The organism is Pseudomonas sp. UBT, assembly GCF_050915955.1.
In the GTDB taxonomy this organism is placed as follows: domain Bacteria; phylum Pseudomonadota; class Gammaproteobacteria; order Pseudomonadales; family Pseudomonadaceae; genus Aquipseudomonas; species Aquipseudomonas antarctica_A.
The window spans coordinates 3,333,254-3,355,025 of record NZ_CP168079.1 but is presented as its reverse complement, the minus strand read 5'-3'; the positions used below and the strand labels follow the sequence as shown (position 1 = coordinate 3,355,025).

Sequence of the window (21,772 nt, the reverse complement as noted above, 5' to 3'; positions counted from 1 at the left end):
AATGGACCTGTGCGTGATGAGCATCAATCTTCCTTTGCCGTTGCTGGGTGAAATGGCGATTTTCGTCAAAGTGGTGGAAACCGGCAGCTTTTCCGAAGCCGCGCGGCAACTGAGCGTTTCACCCTCGGCGGTAAGTCGCAGTATCTCGCGCCTGGAGCAAGCCCTGGCCACGCGCTTGCTGCAACGCACCACACGCAAGTTACGCTTGAGCGAGGGCGGTGAAGAGGTATTCAAACGCTGCCAGGAGATGGTCAACGCGGCGCGTTCGGTGATGGAAGTCAGCGGCCAGTTCACCCATGAAGCCGAGGGCCTGGTGCGGGTCAGCGTACCCAAGGCCGTCGGGCGGTTTGTGGTGCACCCGCATATGCCGGAGTTCTTGCGGCGCTATCCCAAGGTCGATGTACAGCTGATCCTTGAGGATCGGCATGTGGACCTGATCGACGACAATGTCGACCTGAGCATCCGCATCACCGATAGCCCACCGCCCGGATTGGTCGGCCGCCAGTTGTTGCCCATTGAACACTTGCTGTGTGCGACGCCGCAGTACCTGGCCGAGCATGGCACGCCAGGCCATCCCCATGACTTGCTGGAGCACAGTTGCATCTACCTCGGTGAAACACCGGGCGATTCTCGCTGGAAATTCCGCCAGGGTGGCAAGGCGGTGACGGTGGGCGTGCGCGGGCGGTATGCGGCGAACCACACCGGGGTGCGGCTGGATGCGGTGTTGCAGCATGTGGGGGTTGGCAGTTTGCCGTATTTCACCGCGCGCCATGCTTTGGAAGAGGGCCGTTTGGTGCAGGTATTACCGGAGTGGGATTTTATTGCGTCCTACCATGGCGAGGCGTGGTTGCTGCATTCGCCCACACGGTATCTGCCGCCGAAGCTACGGGTGTTTATTGATTATCTGGTGGAGTGTATGGCGCGTGAGCCGACATTGCGCCGACGGTAGTGGCGGGTGCTGGCTTGTGTGGGAGCTGGCTTGCCTGCGATGACATCGCCTCGGTTTGAATGACCGACCGAGTCGCCTGCATCGCAGGCAAGCCAGCGTCCACAGAAAAACAGTGTGTCAGCCGAGATCAGTGGGTGCTCTGATCTTGCGGCATCGCCAACAGTTGCTTTTCCTGGTTCCAGTCGAACGGTTCGTCGTTCTGTCCGGCTTCAAAGCGACGTTCTTCCAGGGCCTGATAAAGGTCCAGTTCGTCGTCCGGCATGAAGTGCAGGCAGTCACCTCCGAAGAACCACAGCAGGTCGCGCGGCACCAGGTGGGCAATTTGCGGGTAGCGCAGGATGACCTGGCTCATCAGGTCCTGGCCCAGGTATTGGCTTTCGATCGGATCGATCGGCAGCAGGGCGCGCAACTCGTCGAAACGCTCCATGAACAAAGTGTGGCTTTCCTCGGGCACCTGTTCGGCTTCGCCGACGGCAACCAGGATGCTGCGCAAGTGGTCGAGCAAGACGAGATGATCGGCAACGACGTTGGACACGAGATAAGTCCTCTAAAGCAAAAACGGGCGCGAGAGTATATGCCTCTCGCGCCCTTTTTTATATGACCGCTGGTATCAGCGGACCTTACCCTCAGCCTGGGTCAGCTCTTCCTTGCTGAAATCATCCACGTCGATCACCTTGCGCCGCGCTGCTTCGGCATCGCGCAGGGTTTGCGCTTCGGCCGGTTGCAGCACCCCGGCATGCAGGGCAGCATCGATGGCATGCTCGCCGGCAGTCGGTTTGACCTGGCCGCTTTTCAACGCGGCATGCAGTTTTTTCTGCAGCGGATGGCTGGCGCCAAGCAGGTCGTAGGCATGTTGCAGGGCGCCGACAGGATCTTCCGCCGATTGCGGGCGATAGCAGCCGGCCAGCAACTCCTCGAGGGTCGGGTCGCCTTTGGCGCGACCGATCACCGCAGCCACTTCGGCGTCCAGTGCATCGGACGGCCCGGTATGACGACGCCCGAACGGGAACACGATAACCCTCAGCAGGCAGCCGAGCACCTTGTTCGGGAAGTTGCTCAGCAGTTCATCCAGCGCACGCTCCGACTCGCCGAGGCTTTCTTCCATGGCCCACGCGAACAGCGGCTCCAGATGGTCCGGCGAATCCAGGTCGTGATAACGCTTGAGCGCCGCCGACGCCAGGTACATATGGCTCAGTACATCGCCCAGGCGCGCCGACAGGCGTTCGCGTCGTTTCAATTCACCGCCCAGCAACATCATGCTCAGGTCGGCGAGCAGGGCGAATGCTGCGGCCTGACGGTTCAGCGCGCGGAAGTATCCCTGGCTCAAGCGGTTGCCCGGGGCTTTCTCAAAGTGGCCAACGCCCAGGTTCAGCACCAGCGTGCTGGCGGCATTGCTCACGGCAAAACCGATATGTTGCATCAGCAGGCCATCGAACTCCTTCAGCGCCTGGTCATGGTCTTCACGACCGGCCAGGGCCATTTCCTTGAGCACGAACGGATGGCAGCGAATCGCGCCCTGACCAAAGATCATCAGGTTGCGCGAGAGAATATTCGCGCCTTCCACGGTGATGAAGATCGGCGCGCCTTGCCAGTTGCGACCCAGGTAGTTGTTCGGGCCCATGATGATGCCCTTGCCGCCGTGTACATCCATGGCGTGGCTGATGCACTCGCGGCCGCGTTCGGTGAGGTGGTACTTGAGGATCGCCGACAGCACCGAGGGTTTCTCCCCCAGGTCCACGGCGTTGGCGGTAAGCATGCGCGCACTGTCCATCAGCCAGGCGTTGCCGCCGATGCGCGCAAGGGCTTCCTGAATACCTTCGAAGGCCGACAGCGGTACGTTGAACTGTTCACGCACCTGGGCATATTGCCCCGTCACCAGGCTGGTGAACTTGGCAGCGCCGGTGCCGACGGCGGGCAGGGAGATCGAACGGCCTACCGACAGGCAATTCATCAACATCATCCAGCCCTTGCCGAGCATTTCCTGGCCACCGATGAGGAATTCCAGGGGGATGAACACGTCTTTGCCCGAGTTGGGGCCGTTCATGAAAGCGGCGCCCAGGGGCAGGTGACGACGGCCGATCTCCACGCCGGGGGTGTCGGTCGGGATCAGCGCCAGGCTGATGCCCAGGTCTTCTTTGTCGCCCAGTAGGTGATCCGGGTCATGGGCCTTGAAGGCCAGGCCGAGCAACGTCGCCACCGGGCCGAGGGTGATGTAGCGTTTTTCCCAGTTCAGGCGCAGGCCGAGGGTTTCCTGGTCTTCCCATTCACCTTTGCAGATCACGCCGGTGTCGGGCATGGCGCCGGCGTCGGAGCCGGCCAGTGGGCCTGTCAGCGCAAAGCACGGGATATCATCGCCACGGGCCAGGCGGGGCAGGTAGTGGTTGCGTTGCTCATCGGTGCCGTAATGCAGCAGCAGTTCGGCCGGGCCGAGGGAGTTGGGCACCATGACAGTGGATGCCAGGTCGCCGCTGCGGGTGGCGAGTTTCATCGCGACCTGGGAGTGGGCATAGGCAGAGAAGCCCTTGCCGCCGTATTCCTTGGGAATGATCAGCGCAAAGAAACCATGGGTCTTGATGTGTTCCCAGGCGGCGGGCGGCAGGTCCATGGCCTGGCCGATTTCCCAGTCGCTGACCATCGCACAGAGTTCTTCGGTGGGGCCGTCGATGAATGCCTGCTCTTCTTCGGTCAGTTGCGCCTTGGGGTAGGCCAGCAACTTGTCCCAGTCGGGGCGACCGCTGAACAGTTCGCCGTCCCACCACACGGTGCCGGCATCAATCGCGTCGCGCTCGGTCTCGGACATCGGCGGCAGGACTTTCTGAAACCAGCTGAACAGCGGCTTGGTGAAGTATTGGCGGCGCAGGTCGGGCAACAGCAAGGGCGCCGCGACGACGGCGATCAACACCCAGAAGATCAGCAGCAGCCAACCCGGTGCGTGGCTCCAGGCGCCCATCGCCAGCAGGTAAACGGCGACCACGCCCAGGGCGGGCAGGGGCGCGGTGCGGCGGTGTGCCAGGTAGGCAATGCCGACCACCAGAACCAGTATCCACAACAACAGCATATTCAATCCTCCGTGAAACCAGGGGCGAAACCACCATGGAGCTTAGTCGGCATCCGAAAAAGCGCGGTGATCAGGGTGTAACGAGTTGTACTGGGAGCACCATCACCAGGCGCCGACATTTGGCCGAATCGTCGTTATCTCCACGGCAGACCTGTCGTTACACTCCAGGCTTCCTTCGGAGATAAAGCTCATGGATACGTACCTGAATCCCAGCCGCTTCATCGATAGTGACCACCCTGCGGTGGTGGAGTTCGCCGAAAAACACCGTGGTCCCAGTGCGGATTTACGTGACCAGGCAGTCAGTCTTTATTACGCCGTACGTGAGGCGATTCGCTACAACCCTTACACCTTCAGCCGCGACCCAGGCACCTTGCGCGCCAGCTTCGCCTTGGCGGCCGGTGAAAGTTACTGTGTGCCCAAGGCCACCTTGCTTGCCGCCTGTGCCCGTCACTGCGGTATACCGGCGCGCATCGGTCTGGCGGACGTGCGCAATCACCTGTCGACGCCACGCCTGATCGCGTTGCTCAAAAGTGATGTGTTCGCCATGCACGGCTATACAGAGTTCTACCTGCGCGGCCGTTGGGTCAAGGCCACGCCGGCGTTTAATCAGCAACTGTGCGACGTCTTCGATGTACCACCGCTGGAATTCGATGGCATCAACGACAGCGTGTTTCACGCGTTCAATCGCCAGGGGCAGCGCTCGATGGAATATGTGCTGGACCACGGGCAGTTTTCCGACGTGCCCGAGGCGTTTTTCTTCGCTCATATTCAGCAGTGTTACCCGCACCTGTTTGCCGAGGATATGCCGATCGTGTTGGCTGACATGCACTCCGATTTAAGCCGCGCGTGAAGCGGCGTATGCTGCTGCGTTCATCAAGCCATGTTCATTCACGATAAGGCGCGGTCATGCTGAAAATCTGGGGTCGTAAAAATTCATCAAACGTCAGGAAAGCACTCTGGTGCGCCGAGGAACTCGGCCTGGACTATGAAGCGATTGATGCGGGCGGGGCTTTTGGTGTGGTCGACACGCCGCAATACCGAGCGTTGAACCCCAATGGCCGGGTGCCGATGATCGAAGATGGCGACTTTGTGCTGTGGGAGTCCAACACCATCGTGCGTTACCTCTGCGCCAAGCAGGCGTCGAGCTGGTACCCGAGCGACCTGAAAGCGCGGGCCAATGCCGAAAAATGGATGGACTGGACCACTTCGACCCTCGCTGAGCCGTTCAAGGCCGTGTTCTGGGGCATCCTGCGCACTCCCGCAGAAAAGCAGAACTGGGACAGCATCAATGCCGGGCGCCAGGCCTGTATCGATGCCTTGAGCACCGTGGACAAAACGCTGGCGACGCAACCTTACCTGTCGGGCAATGCGATCGGCATGGGCGACATCCCCTTGGGCAGCTTTATCTACGCCTGGTTTGAAATGCCCATCGAGCGGCCTGCAATGCCCCATCTAGAGGCCTGGTACCAGCGCCTTAAGGAACGCCCGGCCTACCGCAAAGCCGTGATGACTGCGTTGACTTAATACCTACTATTAATACGGGTGACTGTACTTGTGCGGCGCAGGCAAGCACCATGCCTGTCATGCGCCGCCGTTGAACTACCTGGGCCGCGCCCTCATCTATTCTTTCTATTCCCTTCTTTGGTGCGTATTCCGATATGAGTTCCGCTCTGTCCATCCGGCAGCTAACCAAAACCTACGGCAACGGTTTCCAGGCCCTGAGTGGTATCGATCTGGACGTTGCCGAAGGTGACTTTTTCGCCTTGCTCGGCCCCAACGGTGCCGGCAAATCCACCACCATTGGTATCCTCTCGACCCTGGTCAACAAGACCAGCGGCACGGTGAATATCTTTGGGCATGACCTGGACAAATCCCCGGCGGCGCTCAAACGTTCCATCGGCGTGGTGCCCCAGGAGTTCAACTTCAACCAGTTCGAAAAGACCTTCGACATCGTTGTAACTCAGGCCGGCTACTACGGCATCCCGGCTAAAATCGCCAAGGAACGCGCCGAGCAGTACCTCACTCAGCTGGGCCTGTGGGACAAGCGTGACGTGCCTTCGCGCTCGCTGTCCGGCGGCATGAAGCGCCGCCTGATGATCGCCCGCGCGCTGGTGCACGAGCCGCGCCTGCTGATCCTCGATGAGCCGACCGCGGGCGTGGACATTGAACTGCGTCGATCGATGTGGGCCTTCCTCACCGAGCTGAACGAGAAGGGCATCACCATCATCCTCACCACCCATTATCTGGAAGAGGCTGAGCAACTGTGCCGCAACATCGGCATCATCGACCACGGCACCATCGTCGAGAACACCAGCATGCGTAACCTGCTGGGCCAGTTGCATGTGGAAACCTTCCTGCTTGACCTGAAAAACAACCTGTCGGTGGCGCCGCAACTGCTCGGCTACCCGAGCCGCCTGGTGGACGACCACACCCTGGAAGTCCAGGTGGACAAGGCCATGGGCATCACTGCGCTGTTCACCCAGTTGGCGGCCCAGAACATTGAAGTGCTGAGCCTGCGTAATAAAACCAATCGCCTTGAGGAGTTGTTCGTGTCCCTGGTGGAGAAAAATCTGGCGAAGGTGGCGGTATGAGTTCCGAACTGCAACCCAACATTGTCGCGCTGCAGACCATCGTTTACCGCGAGGTGAAGCGCTTTACCCGGATCTGGCCGCAGACGCTGCTGCCGCCGGCGATCACCATGGTCCTGTACTTCGTGATCTTCGGTAACCTGATCGGCCGCCAGATCGGCGACATGGGTGGCTTCACGTACATGGAGTACATCGTGCCGGGCCTGATCATGATGTCGGTGATCACCAACTCCTACGGCAATGTGGTCTCCAGTTTCTTCGGCAGCAAGTTCCAGCGCTCCATCGAAGAACTGATGGTGTCGCCGGTCTCGCCCCACACCATTCTGATCGGCTACACCCTGGGTGGCGTGCTGCGTGGCTTGATGGTCGGCGTGATCGTGACCTTGCTGTCATTGTTCTTCACCCACCTGCAGGTGCATCACCTTGGGGTCACCCTGCTGGTGGTCGTACTGACGGCGACGATCTTCTCGCTGCTGGGGTTTATCAACGCCGTATTTGCGCGCAATTTCGATGATATTTCGATTATCCCGACGTTCGTGCTGACGCCGCTGACCTATCTGGGCGGGGTGTTCTACTCCATCACCTTGCTGCCGCCGTTCTGGCAGACCGTGTCGCTGGCCAACCCGGTGTTGCACATGGTCAACGCCTTCCGTTACGGCATCCTGGGCGTATCGGATATCAAGATCAGCGTGGCGATCACCTTCATGCTGGTGGCCACCGTGGTGCTGTATGTCAGTTGTGCGCGGTTGCTGGTGAGCGGGCGCGGGATGCGTACGTAAGCTGCGATCACACACGGATAAAAAATGTGGGAGGGGGCTTGCTCCCGATGGCAGTGGGTCAGTCAACCTATTCAGTGACTGGTCCACCCTCATCGGGAGCAAGCCCCCTCCCACATTGGGTTTTGTGCAGGATCTTCAGGCGTTCAGTGCCAACTCAATCAGCGCGTGCAGCTCTTGTACCGTCAACGGTGCGGTTGAGAACAGAATGCGAAACACCGTCGGCGCCGCCAGCAGGTTGATCAGATGGTCCACGCTCGGCGGCGGTGGTGTGGCGCCTTGGTAGCGATCGACAATCGTCTGCAACTGCCCGCTCAGGATGCTGACGCAGTACCCCGGGGTCACGCTGCACTGCACGTCACGCATCATGTTGCGACCCGGTTCTGAGCTCATTTCATCCAGGTATTGCTCGGCCCAGGCGTGCAGGTCACCGCGAAGGGTGCCGGTGTTGGCGGGCTCGCTGTCCGGGCGCAGGCGTTCCAAGGCCACGTCGGCGAGCAGGGCGGACAAGTCGCCCCAGCGCCGGTAGATCGTCGAGGGCGTCACGCCCGCGCGCGCAGCAATCATCGGCACGGTAACGCTGGAACGCTCATGGGCCTCCAGCAGTTCGCGCGCGGCGTTATGCACTGATTCTTGTACCCGGGCACTACGGCCTCCCGGGCGGAGGCCTTCTTTTATCGCCATGCGTAAAACCTTAACACAAAGAATTTGCTTTAAGCGCTTGCCAGTAGCACACTCCGCAAAAGCAAAATATTAGCTTTAGCGGAGTGTGCTTATGTCTAGCGTCATGTCTCAACGTTCCAGCCTGGCGTTCCTGGTCATCACGATGTTGACCTTCCTCGCTGCGTCCAGCGCGCCTACTCCGCTGTATCAGGTTTACCAGGACAGCCTGCATTTCTCCGCGGCCATGCTGACGGTGATTTTCGGCGTTTACGCGGTGAGCCTGTTAGCGGCGTTGTTGACCGTGGGTTCGCTGTCGGATTACCTGGGGCGCAAGCCGGTGATCTTCGTCGCACTGATCCTGAATATGCTGGCGATGCTGCTGTTTATCAACGCTGACAGCACCGCCTACTTGATTGCCGCCCGCGCGTTGCAAGGTTTCGCGACAGGCACGGCAACGGCGGTGCTGAGTGCCACGCTGCTGGACACCGACCGTTTGCGCGGCCCAATGCTCAATAGCCTGGCGCCACTCCTGGGCATGGCCAGTGGCGGCCTTGGCAGCGGCTTGCTCGTGGAGTTCGCACCACGCCCGACTCAATTGGTTTACTTCACACTGCTGGGGTTGATGGCTCTTCAGGCGGTCTGCATTTTACGCTTGCCCGAAACCGTCAGCCGCATACCCGGTGCCTTGAAGTCGTTGGCGCCGACCCTGCATGTGCCGGAGCAAGCGCGCCGTGCCTTGTGGCTGGCGATGCCGCTGAATGTGGCGGTGTGGTCGCTGGGCGGGTTCTTTTCATCCCTGGCCCCTTCGCTTGTGCGGGCTGCGACCGGTTCGACCTCGCACCTGATTGGCGGCGGACTGGTGGCAGTCGTAACCCTGAGTGGCGCGGTAATGATTTACAGCCTGCGCGCGCGTGCGGCAGACAAGCTCATGCGGCTGTCGGCGGTCTTGTTGGCGGCGGGTGTGGCGTTGCTGCTGGTCGCCGTGCAGAGTGCCAGTCTGTGGCTGTTTTTTGTCGCCAGTGTCATCGCAGGCTTGGGTTTCGGCGGCGGGTTCATGGGCAGTGTGCGCAGTATCGTGGGGTTGGCGCTGCCCCATGAACGGGCGGGCTTGATGTCTGCGTTTTACGTATTGAGCTACCTGGCGTTCTGCGTGCCGGCGCTGTTGGCGGGTAACCTTAGCCGGGTGTTTGGCCTCATCGCCACCACCGATGGCTACGGCGCCGTGCTGATTGTGCTGGCCCTCAGTGCGCTGGTCGGTTTGATGTTGCAGGATTCGGGGCGAGCCAGAACTGCGGTATAGGAAATATCGCTATATCGGTAAAACAGATAACAGTTAGAGATATTACCCGTTATATAGATATTCGTTCAGGTTCTATGATGGTTTCAACCTCATGCGAGGAAGAGGATTACCATTATGACCTGCTCCAATAGCATCAGCTATAAACCCTTCAGTCACTTGACCCGTCCTCGGGAAGTGATTCGCCAGTTCACCCCCAACTGGTTTGCCGCGACCATGGGCACCGGCGTGCTGGCGTTGGCCTTGGCCCAATTGCCCTTCAGTGTGCCCGGCTTGCACGCCATTGCCGAAGGGCTTTGGATGTTCACCATTGGCCTGTTTGTCCTGTTCAGCCTCTTGTATGCCGCCCGTTGGGTGATGTTCTTCAACGAGGCGCGGCGGATTTTCGGGCACTCCACGGTTTCGATGTTCTTCGGCACCATCCCGATGGGCCTGGCGACGATTCTCAATGGCTTGCTGCTGTTCGGCCTGCCACGCTGGGGCAGCGATGTCATACCGTTGGCTGAAGCGGTGTGGTGGTTGGATGTGGCGATGGCCCTGGCTTGCGGTGTACTGATCCCGTTCATGATGTTCACCCGCCAGGAACACAGCATCGACCAGATGACGGCCGTGTGGCTGTTGCCCGTGGTCGCGGCCGAAGTCGCTGCAGCCAGCGGTGGCCTGCTGGCGCCGCACCTGGTCGACGCCCATTCGCAACTGGTGATGCTGGTGACCAGCTACGTGTTGTGGGCGTTTTCCCTGCCAGTGGCGTTCAGCATCCTGACCATCCTGATGTTGCGCATGGCCCTGCACAAACTGCCCCACGCAAATATGGCTGCGTCGAGCTGGTTGGCGCTTGGCCCCATCGGCACCGGCGCCCTCGGCATGCTGCTGCTGGGCGGCGATGCACCGGCGATCTTCGCGGCCAACGGCTTGCCCGGTGTCGGCGAGATGGCCAACGGCCTTGGCCTGGTGGCGGGCATCACCCTGTGGGGTTTCGGCTTGTGGTGGATGCTGATCGCCGTGTTGATTACCCTGCGGTACCTGCGTGCGGGCATTCCGTTCAACCTCGGCTGGTGGGGTTTTACCTTCCCATTGGGGGTTTACGCCTTGGCCACGCTGAAGCTTGCGAGCGTATTGCACCTGGGTTTCTTCAGTGTGTTTGGCACTGTGCTGGTGGTGGCATTGGCGCTGATGTGGCTGATCGTCGCCAAGCGCACCGTGCAGGGCGCCTATAAAGGTGAGCTTTTTGTTTCGCCTTGCATTGCGGGGCTAGGGAATAAGTAAGCGAGATTAGGTAAAGTCGTGGCCTGACAATCCAAGCCTTCAGGCCACGCAGGAACACGGACGATGAGCCACCCCTCACAATTCACCTTGCTGCGAACACGGCGTTTCCTGCCGTTTTTCGTTACCCAGTTACTGGGCGCCTTCAACGACAATATCTTCAAGCAGTCGCTGATCCTGGCGATTCTCTACAAACTCACCCTCGACGGTGACCGCTCCATCTGGGTCAACCTGTGCGCCCTGCTGTTTATCCTGCCGTTTTTCCTGTTCTCGGCGCTGGCCGGGCAATTTGGCGAGAAATTCAACAAGGACGCATTGATCCGTGCGATCAAGATCGGTGAGATCGTGATCATGGCCGTAGGCGCCACGGGCTTCCTGTTCAATCACCTGGAACTGATGCTGCTGGCGCTGTTTGCCATGGGCACGCACTCGGCGCTGTTCGGCCCGGTCAAGTACTCGATCATGCCCCAGGCCCTGCATGACGATGAGTTGGTGGGCGGTAACGGCCTGGTGGAAATGGGCACGTTCCTGGCAATCCTGGCCGGCACCATTGGCGCCGGGATCATGATGTCGTCCACCCATTACGCGCCGATCGTGGCGGCGGCGATTGTCGGTGTGGCGGTGCTGGGTTATCTGGCCAGCCGCAGCATTCCGCGCGCGGCGGCGTCTACGCCAGAGCTGCGGCTGAACTGGAATATTTTCAGCGAATCCTGGGCCACCCTGCGTTTGGGCCTGGGGCAGACGCCGGCAGTGTCGCGCTCGATTGTCGGCAACTCGTGGTTCTGGTTTGTCGGCGCGATCTACCTGACACAGATCCCGGCTTACGCCAAGGAATGGTTGTACGGCGACGAAACCGTGGTGACGCTGATCCTTACGGTGTTCTCGGTGGGTATCGCGCTGGGCTCGATGCTTTGCGAAAAGCTCTCAGGCCGCAAGGTGGAAATCGGCCTGGTGCCGTTCGGTTCATTTGGTCTGACCGTGTTTGGCCTGCTGCTGTGGTGGCACTCCGGCGGCTTCCCGCAGAACGTCCAGGCGAACGATTGGCTGGCGGTGCTCGGTTACGGACAGGCGTGGTGGGTGCTGTTCGATATCCTTGGGCTGGGTGTGTTCGGCGGCTTTTATATCGTGCCGCTGTATGCGCTGATTCAGTCGCGCACCGCCGAGAACGAGCGCGCGCGGGTGATCGCGGCCAACAATATTCTCAACGCACTGTTCATGGTGGTCTCGGCCATCGTGTCGATCCTGTTGCTGAGTGTGGCCAAGCTGTCGATCCCGGAGCTGTTCCTGGTGGTGTCGCTGCTCAACATTGCGGTCAACACCTATATCTTCAGGATCGTCCCCGAGTTCACCATGCGTTTCATGATCTGGCTGCTCAGCCATTCCATGTACCGGGTGGAGCATCGCAATCTGCAACTGATTCCGGATGAAGGCGCAGCCTTGCTGGTGTGCAACCACGTGTCGTTCGTCGATGCGCTGTTGATCGGTGGCGCAGTGCGTCGGCCGATTCGCTTTGTGATGTACTACAAAATCTACCGTTTGCCGGTGCTGAACTTTATCTTCCGTACGGCCGGGGCGATTCCGATTGCCGGGCGTAACGAAGATATCCAGATCTACGAAAAGGCTTTCATGCGGATTGCCCAGTACCTGAAAGAAGGGGAGTTGGTGTGCATCTTTCCGGAAGGCAAATTGACGGCCGACGGTGAGATGAATGACTTCCGTGGTGGCGTGACGCGCATTCTCGAAGAGACACCGGTGCCGGTGATTCCGATGGCGTTGCAGGGGTTGTGGGGGAGTTTCTTCAGTCGCGATCCGAACAAGGGGTTCTTTCATCGGATCTGGTCGCATGTCACGTTGGTGGCGGGCGAGCCTGTTGCGGTGGAGGCGGCGACGCCTGCGCAGTTGCAGGAGCGAGTAGGGGTGTTGCGGGGGAGTGTCAGGTAGTTTTTTGTTGCCTGTCAGGGCCCCTTCGCGAGCAAGCCCGCTCCCACAGTTGACCGAGTTGTTCAAGCGAACGCGGTTGAGTGTGGGAGCGGGCTTGCTCGCGAAAGCGATAGTGGCTCAGGCGCTGATCTTGAGGCCTACCAACCCGCAAATGATCAACGCCACACTCGCCAACCGAAACAACGCCATGGATTCCCCAAACAGGATAATCCCGGCGATTACCGTGCCCACCGCGCCCACACCCGTCCAGATGGCATAGGCGGTGCCCAGCGGCAGTTCCTTCATGGCCAGCCCCAGCAGGCCGAGGCTGATGGCCATGGCGGCAATGGTCAGAGCCGTTGGCAGCGGTTTGCTGAAACCGTCGGTGTACTTCAGGCCGACCGCCCAGCCGACTTCAAACAGCCCGGCAAAAAACAGAATGATCCAGGACATGATGACCTCCAAACTATAGCTGGGGTCGTCCCCGGAATTAGCGCTTGAAAGCGTCGCGAGGTCGTCCCCGCGAAGCTCGGTAGAGTGCCGAATATTGATCAGGCGATCAAGTTTTTGGCGTGTTCTGCAAAGCGCGACGGTCTTCCTTTTCGCTCATTCTGCGGAAGTAAGTCGACAGCAAAGCCCCGGAAATATTGTGCCAGACGCTGAACAGCGCACTCGGCACCGCCGCCAGCGGCGAAAAGTGCGCGCTGGCCAGTGCGGCGCCCAGCCCGGAGTTCTGCATGCCCACTTCCAGCGCCAGCGATTTGCGCTGTGCCAATGGCAGCTTGAACAACCGACCGGTGAAGTAGCCCAGCAGGTAGCCAAAGCTGTTGTGCAACATCACCACGGCCATGATCAGCAGGCCGGACTCGGCGATCTTCGCCTGGCTCGCCGCAACCACCGCCGCGACAATGATCACGATGCTGACCACCGACACCAGCGGCAACACCTCCACGGCATGGCGGACCCGCTCGCCGAGCACACGTTGCGCCACCACGCCGAGCACGATCGGCAGCAGCACCACTTGCAGGATCGACCAGAACAACTCCATGAACGACACCGGCAGCCAGGCCGACGCCAGCAGCCAGATCAACGCCGGTGTGAGCAGCGGGGCGAGGAGGGTGGTGACGGCGGCGATTGCCACCGACAGCGCCAGGTCGCCCCGCGCCAGCCAGGTCATCACGTTGGACGACGTGCCGCTTGGGCAGCAGCCGACCAGAATCACGCCGACGGCAATTTCCGGCGGCAGGTGGAACGCCTGGCACAGCAACCAGGCCACGCCCGGCATGATCACAAAGTGCGCGACTACGCCGAGTGCGACGCGCCACGGGTGGCGGGCGACCTCGGCGAAATCTTCAAGTTTTAAGGTCAGCCCCATGCCGAACATCACCAGGCCCAACAGCGGCACGATGGCGCCTTTGAGGCCAATGAACCAGCTGGGCTCAAGGAAGGCGAGGACCGCGAAAACCAGCACCCAGTAGGCGAAGGTATTGCCGACAAAGCGACTCAAGGCGGCGAGAGCACGCATGGGGATGTCCTTGTTATCAGGTAAGTTCGGGAGTGCTTATGTTTGCTTGGAAACCCAATCAAATGTGGGAGCGGGCTTGCTCGCGAATGCGGTGAATCAGTCAGCCTATTAAGTGACTGACACTGCGCATTCGCGAGCAAGCCCGCTCCCACATTTTGATCTTCACATGGCTTAGATGCCTTGTGGCGTCTCTTCGCCGCCAAGTGCCTCAACCAACGCCGGCAGGAACTCGCCGAACGTCAGCATCATCAGGGTAAAGCTGGCGTCCAGTTGGCCCAGGGCTTCGTCGCCGCCGTCCTGTTCGGCCTGATCCTGCAGCAGGTCTTCGAACTTCAGGCGCTTGACGGTCATCTTGTCGTCGAGCATGAAGGACAACTTGTCCTGCCAGGCCAGGGACAATTGGGTCACGACTTTGCCGGTGGTCAGGTGCAACTGGATTTCTTCGCTGGTCAGGTCCTGGCGCTTGCAGCGCACAATGCCGCCATCTTCGTGGGTGTCGCGCAGTTCGCATTCGTCGAGGACGAAAAAGTCATCGGCCGGTTTCTGGGTGGTGACCCAGTCGGTCATGATCGCAGTCGGTGCGGTTTTAACCGTCAGCGGGCGTACCGGCAGGGTGCCGATCACTTCGCGCAGGGTCGACAGCAAGTCTTCGGCGCGTTTCGGGCTCGCCGAGTTGACCAGGATCAGGCCCTGTTTCGGCGCGATGGCGGCGAAGGTCGACGAGCGACGAATAAACGCACGCGGCAGGAAGGCCTGGATGATTTCATCCTTGATCTGGTCCCGTTCCTTTTTATAGACCTTGCGCATTTGCTCGGCCTCGATCTCTTCGACTTTCTCTTTCAGTGCGTCACGCACCACGCTACCTGGCAGGATGCGTTCTTCCTTGCGCGCGGCGATCAGCAGGAAGTCACCGCTGACGTGAACCAGGGGAGCGTCTTCACCTTTACCGAAAGGCGCGACGAAACCGTAAGTGGTCAACTCCTGGCTTGCACAAGGGCGCGCCAGTTTGGTGGCCATTGCCGCTTCCAACGCCTCGGCATCAACAGGCAGATCTTGGGTCAGGCGATAGATAAGCAGGTTCTTGAACCACATGGGGTGAGTCTCTCCTTTATACAAAGGGGGGCATTATTCTCTTGATCAGGGCTGAGGCCAACCCTGCCTAAGCCATTGGAAGGCCTCAAAAAAAAGATTTAAGAAAGTGCTTGCCAGACTTAGGGTCGCTCCGTAGAATGCGCGCCACACCGAAGCGAAGGGTGATTAGCTCAGCTGGGAGAGCGTCTGCCTTACAAGCAGAATGTCGGCGGTTCGATCCCGTCATCACCCACCATTCGTTTCAAGTGTTACGCGCAGCGGTAGTTCAGTCGGTTAGAATACCGGCCTGTCACGCCGGGGGTCGCGGGTTCGAGTCCCGTCCGCTGCGCCATATTCGGTAACCTGGAACACTGAACGCCAGGTCACCACAGAAAGCCCGCTCATTGAGCGGGTTTTTTTTGTCCGAAATACGGCAAACAATCACGAGATGAAGTTTTTTTAAATAAATTGCATTTAAATCAACACATTACGTTTTTTTGTTGTATGATGCGCCCACACCGAAACGAAGGGTGATTAGCTCAGCTGGGAGAGCGTCTGCCTTACAAGCAGAATGTCGGCGGTTCGATCCCGTCATCACCCACCATTCGCTTCAAGTGTTACGCGCAGCGGTAGTTCAGTCGGTTAGAATACCGGCCTGTCACGCCGGGGGTCGCGGGTTCGAGTCCCGTCCGCTGCGCCATATTCGGTAATCTGGAACACTGAACGCCAGGTCACCACAAGAAGCCCGCTCATTGAGCGGGCTTTTTTTTGCCTGCGATTCAGCGCAGCGACTCAACGGTCGGCGCCGCGACTATTGGCGCAACTTCGCGTCGGCTCAGGAACACAAAGACCACCGCCGCTGTAGATAGGGTGAGTCCTGCCAGCAATTGCAGCAAGGTATTGAAGCCCGCAAGGTAGGCCGTGCGCAGCAATTCCAGTGGGATGTTTGCACTGGCGTCTCGGACGTCGCCCATGACCAACTGCTGGGCAAGCACTGCCGCGTCCTGCGCAGTGCCTGCGGGCAGATGATGGGCAACCAGTGCGCTCAACAGGGCAACCGTGATTGCCAGCGCCACCCCTTCACTGGCGACTCGGGTTGTATTGAAAATGCCTGCCGCCATGCCCGCGCGCTCCTTGGGTACCACACTGATCGCCAGGCCATCCATCAAACCCCACGGCAAGCCCGTGCCGATCCCGATGACCAGCAGTGCGGCGACGGTCTGCAACGGCTGGCCGATCCTGGCCAGGCTCAACCCGTACAAGCCCGCAGCCGCAATCAACAGGCCAACGGCGCACAGTACGCCCGCCGACAGCCAGCGTGTCAGCGTTGCGGCAATAATCGGTACGACCAGCATGGGTGCGGACAGCGCCAGCATCATTAAACCCGCCTCAAATGCGCTGGCGCCTTCGACACCCATAAACCGCAGCGGTAACAGTACGATCAGGACGATATAGCAGTAACAGGTGCCGATCGGCAGCAACTGCACACCAATAAAGCGCCCAAAGCGAAACAGCCGCAGGTCGAGCATCGGTTGGCTCGTATGATTTTCAACCCGAATAAATACCAGCAAAAACACCGCTGCTGCCGCCAGCAGATACCGGGTAGTTGCTGAGCCCCAACCGTGTTCCGGTGCCAGAATGACCGCCGTGGTCAAGCTCACCAGCATGGCCGAAAAGGTCAGCACGCCGGCCACGTCCAGGTGCAGCGCCTGCGGGTCGCGGCTCTCACGCATGTTGGGCACGGCGAACAGCAGTGAGAGCCCCGCCAGCAATGCCGTGCCCAGGAAAATCGCGCGCCAGCCCCAGTGTTCGATCAGCAGCCCCGACAGCAGCGGGCCAAACGCCAGGCCCGCGCCGAAAGTAGTGCCCAGCAGGCTGAAGGCACGCGTCCTGGCATGGCCATCAAACACCTGTGCCAGCGCCGCACAGCCACTGGCCAACGCAATGGCCGCCGCAACGCCTTGCACCCCGCGCACTATATCCAGCCAAAGAATGCCCGGCGCCACGGCCAGCAGCAGGGAGGCCACGGTAAACAGCGCCATGCCCCACAAGAACAAGCGCTTGCGCCCATAGCGGTCGGCGAGGGTGCCGGCGGCCATCAACAAACTGCCGAAACTGAGCATGAACGCGTTGGTGACCCACACCAGTTGCGTGGGGTGGGCGGCAAATGCCTGGCCGATAAACGGCGTCGCCACCGCGCCGCCGGTAAAGCTCATGGGCAGCACCAGGGCTGCCAGGCAAATGGCTGCCAGAATCGAATAGCGACCATGGGCGGGTTCGACTGTGTTCATCGCGTACATTCCTAACGTTCTATGAAGATAAAGACTCTAATCAGGATGTAATTACCGATAAACAGGCCTACATTCCGTTCATAGCGGACGATAAGGATGTAATGGTGTGACCGATAATCTCAGTGGTGTGATCGCCTTCGTGAAAACCGCAGAAGCACTCAGCTTCACAGGCGCGGCGCGGGCGATGGGGATTTCCGCCTCGGCGGTGGGCAAAAATGTGGTCAAGCTGGAGGCATCGTTGAATGTCCGGCTGTTGCACCGCAGCACGCGTAAGGTCAGCCTGACTGCCGAAGGTCAATTGTTCTACGATCGTTGTCGGAAAATTCTCGATGACCTGCAGGACGCCCGCGCCATGCTTTCCCATGCCATGCAGGCCCCGCGCGGCAAATTGCGGGTCAGCCTGCCCACCATCGGCTATCGCTTCCTCTTTCCCCACCTGCTCGCGTTCAGGCAAGCCTATCCGGAGATTGAATTGGAGCTGGATTTCAACGACCTCCTGGTGGATGTGATCGAGGAGGGCTTCGACGTGGTGATTCGCAGCGGCGGCCTCGCCGATTCGACGTTGATGGCCCGTAAACTCGGACCTTTTCGCTTTTTACTGTGCGCATCACCCAAATACTTGCGTGCTAACGGGCGTCCGGAAACCCTCGGTGATCTTGAGCGCCATCAGTGCCTGCGTTATCGCTTTGCAACCACCGGCAAAGTCATGGAATGGACCTTGTCCGCCAACCCGGCGATCACCCAATTACGCCTTCCTACTGCGCTGACCTTGAACAACATGGAAGCCATGCTCATGGCCGCCACCGATGGGCATGGCATAGCCTACGTGCCGGACTTTCTGGCCCGGGACGCGCTGGCGCAGGCACAGCTGGAAACCGTGCTGGACGGGCATTCCGATGACCAGGGCCAGTTCTGGGCGCTGTGGCCCTCGAGCCGGCATCTCTCGCCAAAAATCCGCGTATTTGTGGACTTTGTCGCCGAACGCCTTTTTACAACCCCATCAACCGATACCCCACCTGCAACTCGGTAATGAAATGCTGCGGCTGCGCCGGGTCCTCTTCCAGCTTTTGCCGTAAGTGCGCCATGTGCACCCGCAAATAGTGGGCGCGGTCCACGTAATCCAGGCCCCACACTTCCAGCAATAATTGCCGGTGGGTCAGTACCCGGCTCTGGCCGCGAATCATCGCGCAGAGCAGGCGGTATTCGATGGGGGTGAGATGCACAGGCTGGCCCTGGCGCCATACCTCGTGGGTCGACAGGTCGACTTCAATATCGCCAAACGCGACCTTGCTGGTCGCTGCCACGGTGCCGGTCTGACCATGCCTGCGCAGCTGGGCGCGGATGCGTGCGAGCAGCTCGGGCACACCGAACGGCTTGGTCAGGTAATCATCGGCACCTGCGTCCAGGGCGGCAACTTTCTCTTCTTCGCGATCACGCGCCGACAACACCAGAATCGGCACTGCCAACCAACCGCGCAGTTCACTGATCAGTTGTTTGCCATCGCCATCCGGCAGGCCGAGGTCGACGATCACCAGGTCCGGTTGACGGCTGGCGGCATGGATCAGCGCGCGTTTGACGCTGTCGGCCTCGAACACCTGAAAACCTTCATCTTGCAGGGCGATCCCGACGAAGCGGCGGATATTGGCTTCGTCTTCAACAATCAAAATGCGTGCGGTGCTCATAAGGCTTCCATGGGCGGGGGTGTGCCCGCCGGTAAAGTGATGATGAAGTGCATGCCGCATGCCTCAATGGCGTTGGCTTCGATGCGCCCGCCGTGGGCTTCGACGATGCGTTTGGCCAGTGCCAGGCCCAGGCCGATGCCGGCGACGGATGATTCCTGCTGGCCGCGTGTGAAGGGTTCGAACAGGTTGGCCGGCGCCCGGCCCGGGCCGTTGTCGCTGACGTCCAGCACAATGGTGTCCGCAGCAGAGCGGGCGGCGACGGTAATGCTGCTGCCTGGCGGGGTGTATTTGGCGGCGTTGTCCAACAGGTTGACCAGCACCCGTTCGATCAACAGCGCGTCGATTTCCACCAGTGGCAACCGCGGGTCCAGTGCGGTGTGCACGCAGTGTTGCGCCAGAGGTTCACGTAACTGGCGCAGTGCGCTGCCGACGATTTCTTCCAGCGAATGCCACTGCCGGTTCAGGCGCACACCGCGTTCCTGCATGCGGGCCATGTCCAGCAGGTTTTCGATCAGCCGCTGCATTGACGTCGCTTGTTCATGGATGCCGTGCAGCAACTCGGTCAGCGGGCCTGGTGGGGCGTGGGGCAGGGCGGTGTCGGCGGCACCGATCAGGGTGGTCAAAGGGGTACGCAGGTCGTGGGATATTGCCGCGAGCAGGGTGTTGCGCATCTTTTCGCCTTCCATCTGCACCAGCGTGCTTTGCGCGACTTCGACGAAATGCACCCGCTCCAGCGCAATCGCCAACTGGCTCATGCAGGCTTCCAGCAGGCGGCGCTCCTGCGGATCGCTCAAGCGTTCGCTCTGGGCCAGCTCCAGCACCAGCACGCCGCGTACGCGCATCGGTGCCTTGAGCGGCAAGTAACACCCTTTGGCCGCCGACAAGGTGTCGGTGCCGTGACCGGCGGCCTGGCCGTGGTCGTAGGTCCATTGGGCGATGCTCTCGTCAATCGGCAACCCGCCCGCGCCCACGCTGTGCACGCCGTCGGCGGCGTCCGGCAGCGCCAGGCCTACGCGTGCTTCGAATACACCGCTGAAGGTGCGCAGCGCGACTTCACTGATTTGCTCCACCGTCAGCGCCGCCGACAGGTCGCGAGCCAGTCGCGCCAATGAGGTGGCGCGCCGTTCGCGCGCGGCGGCGGTGCGTGCTTCGTGGCGCAGCCGCGCAGTGAGTTGCCCGGTGATCAGGGCGATGCCGAGCATCAGTGCAAAGGTGAAGAAATACTGGGTGTCAGTGACGGTAAACGAGTAGCGCGGCTGCACGAAAAAGAAGTCGAAACACAGCACCGCCAGCATCGCGGCCCAGACGCCCGGGCCACGTCCGTAACGCAGGGCCACCAACACCACGGTGAGCAAAAACAGCATGACGACGTTGGCCAGGTCGAACACTTGCAGCAGCAATGCAGCAATGGCGCTGGCGGCGAAACAGGCGAGTGTGGCCCACAGATAGGCCAGGACTCTGCCCGGTGCAGGTGTCGGTTTTTCGATGGCAGGCGCAGGCCCCGGCACTGCACCGTGGGCTATCACGATCTGATCAATCTGCGGGTGATGGCGGCTGATCCGGTCGCTGACCGACTGATGCCAGAACCGCCACGCCTGGCGCGGATGGTGGCCGAGCACCAGGCGATTGGCGTTGTGCTCACGGGCACAGGCGACCAGCGCGTCGGCGACGTCCATGCCCGGCAGTGTTGCCGTGTCGGCGCCGAATTCGCTGGCCAGGGTCAGGGTTTTCATGGCCGTCAGATAGCGCTTGGCGCCGCGGCCCTGGGCTGATGCGACATGCACCACGATCCAGTCCGCTTCGAGTTTTTGCGCCAGGCGCGCGGCTTCGCGCACCAGGCGCTCATCGCCCGCGTCGCCCGCTACACCCACCAGCAGCCGTTCGCGCGCTGGCCATAAGGCTTTGATTGACTGTTCGCGGCGGTATACGCGCATCTGCGTGTCGACCCGGTCCGCTGTGCGCCGCAGCGTCAGTTCACGCAGGGCCAGCAGGTTGCCCTTACGGAAGAAATGTTTTGAGGCCCGTTCGGCGTGTGGGCCGAGGTAGACCTTGCCGTCCTTGAGGCGTTGCAGCAGATCATCGGGCGGCAGGTCGATCACCACCACTTCGTGGGCGTTATCGAAGACGTGATCGGGCACGGTTTCACGCACGCGGATGCCGATGATTCCACTGACCAGATCATTCAGGCTTTCCAGGTGCTGGACGTTGAGGCTGGTCCACACGTCGATACCGGCGCCGAGCAATTCTTCTACGTCTTGCCAGCGTTTGGGGTGACGCGAGCCGGGCACGTTGCTGTGGGCCAGTTCGTCCACCAGCACCACGGCGGGGTGCCTGTGCAAGGCGGCGTCGAGGTCGAATTCGCTGAGCGCGAAGTCGCGGTGCAGCAGGGCGGCGCGCGGCAGTTGTTCGAGGCCATCGAGCAGCGCCGCGGTTTCCGCGCGGCCATGGGTTTCCACCACGCCGGCGAGTACGTCACGGCCCAGGGCGACTTCGCGTTGCGCCGCTGCGAGCATCGCACAGGTCTTGCCCACCCCAGCATTTGAGCCGAAGTAGATACGCAATTTGCCGCGCAAGGCGGCCTGTTCTTCCAGCTGTACCCGGGCCAATAGGGCGTCGGGGTCGGGGCGTTCGTCGTTTAATGCGGGCATGTCATTCCTGTTGAATACAACACATTTAACGGTGGGAGCTG

General features: G+C 60.6%; 18 protein-coding genes and 4 tRNA genes. 13 read left to right on the top strand and 9 right to left on the bottom strand.

The window, feature by feature from the left end; translation table 11 throughout:
• The first annotated feature begins 16 nt into the window (after positions 1 to 16).
• Entirely contained in the window at positions 17 to 949 is a 933-nt protein-coding gene (locus ACDZ94_RS15320) for a LysR family transcriptional regulator (RefSeq protein WP_064454891.1), read from the top strand.
• A gap of 127 nt (positions 950 to 1,076) precedes the next feature.
• On the opposite strand, the gene ACDZ94_RS15315 is transcribed toward ACDZ94_RS15320, so the two are convergent.
• Together ACDZ94_RS15315 and ACDZ94_RS15310 are read right to left on the bottom strand one after the other, a co-directional pair.
• Positions 1,077 to 1,484 (bottom strand): PA2817 family protein, encoded by a 408-nt coding sequence (locus tag ACDZ94_RS15315; protein WP_432750401.1) that lies wholly within the window; start codon positions 1,482 to 1,484, stop codon positions 1,077 to 1,079.
• 75 nt (positions 1,485 to 1,559) lie between these two features.
• Positions 1,560 to 4,007, bottom strand: a complete 2,448-nt coding sequence (locus ACDZ94_RS15310; protein WP_432750400.1) for an acyl-CoA dehydrogenase — start codon at positions 4,005 to 4,007, stop codon at positions 1,560 to 1,562.
• A gap of 190 nt (positions 4,008 to 4,197) precedes the next feature.
• Here ACDZ94_RS15310 and ACDZ94_RS15305 point away from each other — a divergent pair, with 190 nt between their 5' ends.
• The 4 genes from ACDZ94_RS15305 (at position 4,198) to ACDZ94_RS15290 (ending at position 7,374) form a co-directional block, all read left to right on the top strand.
• Positions 4,198 to 4,857: a transglutaminase-like domain-containing protein gene (locus tag ACDZ94_RS15305; RefSeq protein WP_064451652.1), complete on the top strand. Its 660-nt coding sequence runs from the start codon at positions 4,198 to 4,200 to the stop codon at positions 4,855 to 4,857.
• A 56-nt stretch (positions 4,858 to 4,913) separates the two neighbouring features.
• Positions 4,914 to 5,531 carry a glutathione S-transferase family protein gene (locus ACDZ94_RS15300; protein ID WP_221294332.1) on the top strand — a complete coding sequence of 206 codons (618 nt, stop codon included), beginning with the start codon at positions 4,914 to 4,916 and terminating at the stop codon, positions 5,529 to 5,531.
• Between the two features lie 134 nt (positions 5,532 to 5,665).
• Positions 5,666 to 6,598: an ABC transporter ATP-binding protein gene (locus tag ACDZ94_RS15295; protein WP_064451654.1), complete on the top strand. Its 933-nt coding sequence runs from the start codon at positions 5,666 to 5,668 to the stop codon at positions 6,596 to 6,598.
• On the top strand, positions 6,595 to 7,374 hold the full coding sequence (locus ACDZ94_RS15290) for an ABC transporter permease (protein ID WP_064451655.1): 780 nt from the start codon (positions 6,595 to 6,597) through the stop codon (positions 7,372 to 7,374). The genes ACDZ94_RS15295 and ACDZ94_RS15290 overlap by 4 nt, the downstream gene beginning before the upstream one ends.
• Before the next feature lie 135 nt (positions 7,375 to 7,509).
• Here ACDZ94_RS15290 and ACDZ94_RS15285 read toward each other — a convergent pair whose 3' ends face one another.
• Positions 7,510 to 8,055: a TetR/AcrR family transcriptional regulator gene (locus tag ACDZ94_RS15285; protein ID WP_262667453.1), complete on the bottom strand. Its 546-nt coding sequence runs from the start codon at positions 8,053 to 8,055 to the stop codon at positions 7,510 to 7,512.
• A 91-nt stretch (positions 8,056 to 8,146) separates the two neighbouring features.
• Between ACDZ94_RS15285 and ACDZ94_RS15280 the strand changes: the two genes are divergently transcribed.
• The 3 genes from ACDZ94_RS15280 to ACDZ94_RS15270 all read left to right on the top strand — a co-directional run bounded on the left by ACDZ94_RS15280 (position 8,147) and on the right by ACDZ94_RS15270 (position 12,535).
• Positions 8,147 to 9,334: an MFS transporter gene (locus tag ACDZ94_RS15280; RefSeq protein WP_432750399.1), complete on the top strand. Its 1,188-nt coding sequence runs from the start codon at positions 8,147 to 8,149 to the stop codon at positions 9,332 to 9,334.
• A 114-nt stretch (positions 9,335 to 9,448) separates the two neighbouring features.
• Positions 9,449 to 10,597 carry a TDT family transporter gene (locus ACDZ94_RS15275; protein ID WP_432750398.1) on the top strand — a complete coding sequence of 383 codons (1,149 nt, stop codon included), beginning with the start codon at positions 9,449 to 9,451 and terminating at the stop codon, positions 10,595 to 10,597.
• Positions 10,598 to 10,660: 63 nt separating this feature from the next.
• Positions 10,661 to 12,535: an MFS transporter gene (locus tag ACDZ94_RS15270; protein ID WP_259762814.1), complete on the top strand. Its 1,875-nt coding sequence runs from the start codon at positions 10,661 to 10,663 to the stop codon at positions 12,533 to 12,535.
• A 117-nt stretch (positions 12,536 to 12,652) separates the two neighbouring features.
• On the opposite strand, the gene sugE is transcribed toward ACDZ94_RS15270, so the two are convergent.
• The 3 genes from sugE to rdgC form a co-directional block, all read right to left on the bottom strand.
• Complete coding sequence (gene sugE, locus ACDZ94_RS15265; protein ID WP_017136389.1) at positions 12,653 to 12,967, bottom strand: quaternary ammonium compound efflux SMR transporter SugE; 315 nt, start codon at positions 12,965 to 12,967, stop codon at positions 12,653 to 12,655.
• A 106-nt stretch (positions 12,968 to 13,073) separates the two neighbouring features.
• Positions 13,074 to 14,039 (bottom strand): bile acid:sodium symporter family protein, encoded by a 966-nt coding sequence (locus ACDZ94_RS15260; RefSeq protein WP_064451660.1) that lies wholly within the window; start codon positions 14,037 to 14,039, stop codon positions 13,074 to 13,076.
• Positions 14,040 to 14,210: 171 nt separating this feature from the next.
• The gene (rdgC, locus tag ACDZ94_RS15255) at positions 14,211 to 15,131 is read right to left on the bottom strand and encodes a recombination-associated protein RdgC (protein ID WP_003190130.1); all 921 of its coding nucleotides are present in this window, start codon (positions 15,129 to 15,131) and stop codon (positions 14,211 to 14,213) included.
• Positions 15,132 to 15,290: 159 nt separating this feature from the next.
• On the opposite strand from rdgC, the gene ACDZ94_RS15250 reads away from it, so the two are divergent.
• From ACDZ94_RS15250 to ACDZ94_RS15235, 4 genes are all read left to right on the top strand, one after another.
• Positions 15,291 to 15,366: transfer RNA gene (locus ACDZ94_RS15250), tRNA-Val, on the top strand.
• Positions 15,367 to 15,385: 19 nt separating this feature from the next.
• A tRNA-Asp gene (locus ACDZ94_RS15245) sits at positions 15,386 to 15,462 on the top strand.
• 176 nt (positions 15,463 to 15,638) lie between these two features.
• Positions 15,639 to 15,714, top strand: a tRNA-Val gene (locus ACDZ94_RS15240).
• Between the two features lie 19 nt (positions 15,715 to 15,733).
• A tRNA-Asp gene (locus tag ACDZ94_RS15235) sits at positions 15,734 to 15,810 on the top strand.
• Positions 15,811 to 15,889: 79 nt separating this feature from the next.
• Here the strand turns inward: ACDZ94_RS15235 and ACDZ94_RS15230 are convergent.
• On the bottom strand, positions 15,890 to 17,401 hold the full coding sequence (locus ACDZ94_RS15230) for an MFS transporter (protein WP_432750397.1): 1,512 nt from the start codon (positions 17,399 to 17,401) through the stop codon (positions 15,890 to 15,892).
• Between the two features lie 106 nt (positions 17,402 to 17,507).
• Between ACDZ94_RS15230 and ACDZ94_RS15225 the strand changes: the two genes are divergently transcribed.
• The gene (locus ACDZ94_RS15225; protein ID WP_407017573.1) at positions 17,508 to 18,431 is read left to right on the top strand and encodes a LysR family transcriptional regulator; all 924 of its coding nucleotides are present in this window, start codon (positions 17,508 to 17,510) and stop codon (positions 18,429 to 18,431) included.
• On the opposite strand, the gene ACDZ94_RS15220 is transcribed toward ACDZ94_RS15225, so the two are convergent.
• Together ACDZ94_RS15220 and ACDZ94_RS15215 are read right to left on the bottom strand one after the other, a co-directional pair.
• Positions 18,391 to 19,083 carry a response regulator gene (locus tag ACDZ94_RS15220; protein WP_221294338.1) on the bottom strand — a complete coding sequence of 231 codons (693 nt, stop codon included), beginning with the start codon at positions 19,081 to 19,083 and terminating at the stop codon, positions 18,391 to 18,393. The two genes, ACDZ94_RS15225 and ACDZ94_RS15220, sit on opposite strands and share 41 nt — an antisense overlap.
• Positions 19,080 to 21,731 (bottom strand): DUF4118 domain-containing protein, encoded by a 2,652-nt coding sequence (locus tag ACDZ94_RS15215; RefSeq protein ID WP_432750396.1) that lies wholly within the window; start codon positions 21,729 to 21,731, stop codon positions 19,080 to 19,082. Before ACDZ94_RS15215 ends, ACDZ94_RS15220 begins: the two co-directional genes overlap by 4 nt.
• Positions 21,732 to 21,772: the final 41 nt, after the last annotated feature.